Source organism: Allobosea sp. P4_C6 (assembly GCF_056402015.1).
The window spans coordinates 1-2,255 of record NZ_JBFUIF010000191.1 but is presented as its reverse complement, the minus strand read 5'-3'; the positions used below and the strand labels follow the sequence as shown (position 1 = coordinate 2,255).

Annotated in this window: 4 protein-coding genes; all 4 read left to right on the top strand. The window is 61.8% G+C overall.

Going from position 1 to position 2,255, the window contains the following annotated elements:
* Positions 1-281 precede the first annotated feature (281 nt).
* Positions 282-716, top strand: a complete 435-nt coding sequence (locus AC1DVA_RS27780; protein ID WP_476808036.1) for a hypothetical protein — start codon at positions 282-284, stop codon at positions 714-716.
* Positions 717-777: 61 nt separating this feature from the next.
* Entirely contained in the window at positions 778-1,386 is a 609-nt protein-coding gene (locus AC1DVA_RS27775; RefSeq protein ID WP_265055354.1) for a hypothetical protein, read from the top strand.
* Complete coding sequence (locus AC1DVA_RS27770) at positions 1,383-1,715, top strand: hypothetical protein (RefSeq protein WP_265055353.1); 333 nt, start codon at positions 1,383-1,385, stop codon at positions 1,713-1,715. Before AC1DVA_RS27775 ends, AC1DVA_RS27770 begins: the two co-directional genes overlap by 4 nt.
* A 382-nt stretch (positions 1,716-2,097) precedes the next feature.
* A partial coding sequence (locus AC1DVA_RS27765; RefSeq protein WP_476808037.1) for a beta-eliminating lyase-related protein occupies positions 2,098-2,255 on the top strand: 158 nt, incomplete at its 3' end.

The window sequence follows — 2,255 nt, the reverse complement described above, 5'->3', positions numbered from 1 at the left end:
CGGCTTTTGTCCCGCAGCCAGATGGCGGCTGAAGGTCCACTTACCAACCATCTTGTATTCGCGCTGCACAAAAGGCCTGGTCGAATTTTAGTGTGCCGGGCCTGTGACCGTCGTCGCGCTTTGCGAGGGCTGCTATTATCTCTGGTGCCCATGGGTGCCGCCGGACTTTGTAGCGTAAGCGTCCGTCGCTAAGCAATCTGATCCCTCTGAGTGCCTTGACCTTCCCATACGGAAAGGCCCATCGTCCGTTATCATCAACGAAACGGCTGAATAAAGTGAGGATGTTCGACGCATTGACCCAGGTGCTGCAGGCGGCCGTGCTGGGCGCTTTGCTTGCGTTCGCCTGGGCAATGCCCGCCGCTGCGCACCCCGGGCACGGCGTGACATCCAAGCCGCCGGTTCAAGGCACGATGACCTCGACGGACGCTGTACGGCAGTTCCCAGCAGTCGCCTCGTTTTCCGTCGATGAGGCAATCGTCTGCGGGATGACCCGCATCAGTATGTCCAGTCCCTCGAATAGCTCGCAGCCTAGCGGGGCTTTGGGTCAAATTTGCTGCGGTACGATGTGCACTGTCGCGGTGATCGAACCGATCGCGACGTCACTTCCCACACGGATCCCACACCGGTTCCGGCTTTTCTTGCTGCCGGAGACCCTCGCCTTGGCGCACATGCCAAGCTTGCCTGCAAGGCCGCCACGAACCTCCGACATCGCCTGACCGACGGCCGGCTTTCCGCCGAGCCGCAGGGACGTCCATGTCGTGTTGATGGGTTCGTTTCATGTTTTCGTTCTTTTGCGGCCTTCTGCGCCGCCTGATCGCGCCATTTGCGATGGCTTTGCTGCTTTTGGCGGAACCTCTCGTTGCCGATGAGGGGCATGACCACGGCGCCCCTGCCGCCTCTACGACGACGTCGTGGTTACCTCGCATCGCCCTTCATTCGGACACATATGAAGTGGTTGGCGTCCTGCGCGGCGCCGGGCTGACGCTGTTTCTCGACCGCTACGCCGGAAACGATCCTGTGGTCGGCGCGCGAATTGCCGCGTCGATCGGCGTGAGCGGCGCTGTCACCGCAATGCCGGCCGGGGACTGGGCTTACCGCCTGCCGGCCCGCAATGGGCACGCTCGCTGCCTGCAGCTTGGACAGGGCACCATTCTCAGCAGCGGGGGCCGATGCCACGGGAGCTGCGGGACGTTCCAGCGTCCCGATCAGAAGGTCGTCGCCCTGTGCGTGGGAGATCGCAAAAGCCAACTCCAGCGACCCCACTCCGACCAACTGCTCCGACGAGAGACCCTTGAGCCCGTACTGCGAGGCAAGCTAACCGCCTCCAATTTGGTCGGTGGGTATCCCCAGTTTCCGCGCCGGGCGCGGACGGTCGGCACTCAGTGAACCCGACGGTCGAGGCGTACACGATGGCCATGCCGTGGTACGAGCCCGAGGATTTTGCGCAGCTTTGGGCGCTGGCACAAGACCGCGATCTGATGCCGAGCGACTATGAAGTTTGGCTTGAACGCGCCCTATTAGTGATGAGCGAACTGCTCGCTCTGGGGCGAGCGGTTGAGATAGTCACCATCCGTCCAGCCGAGTTTCTCGTGTGGCTGGCAGAGACTGGCTTGCCAAACACGGCCAGCACTCGGCTTCGCTATGTCGAGCTTCGCGCGATGGAGGACGGCGTCTCCCTCGAAAATTCCACATGTCTGCCGGCCCCGAAGGTCTGACGGGCCGTTAAGTCCGAAGCCCGTGTTAAGGACGCGTGCCAAATATAAAGCCCCCTTCGGGCAGCTCGGAGACGTCAGCGGCGTCGGCATCATCGCGCACTGCCCAAAGGCATGCTTAAGGATTTCCCAGTGACAGGCGGAATGGCTCCGGCGAAGCTCGAATCCTGAACGCGTTTAAGGGCGCAAGCCCTTGTTTTTGCTAAGGCGTCGGCCGCGAACAAGGAATGTAGGCGCCGTTCTTCCTTCCGGGAAGCAGACAATAGCGACCGTACCGGAAGTAGAATTCCGGGATGCATCCTCCGATCTTCGCCGCCCCACTTTTGCATGATGGGCCAGTTGATCTCCCGATAGGGTGAACGCACAGCCTGCGAGGATCGGATCGATGATAGTAGATGACTTCCGCTCGGACACGGTGACGCGCCCCGGTGAAAGCATGYGCGCCGCCATGGCGGCTGCCGACGTGGGCGACGCGGTCTATGACGATTGCCCGACGACCAAGCGCCTGGAAGCCAAGACCGCGGAGCGGTTGGACAAGGAAGC

Excerpts from the sequence above, each read along its gene's own strand:
- AC1DVA_RS27780 (WP_476808036.1), top strand. The coding sequence starts at position 282 with ATGTTCGACGCATTGACCCAGGTGCTGCAGGCGGCCGTGCTGGGCGCT.
- AC1DVA_RS27775 (WP_265055354.1), top strand. The coding sequence starts at position 778 with ATGTTTTCGTTCTTTTGCGGCCTTCTGCGCCGCCTGATCGCGCCATTT.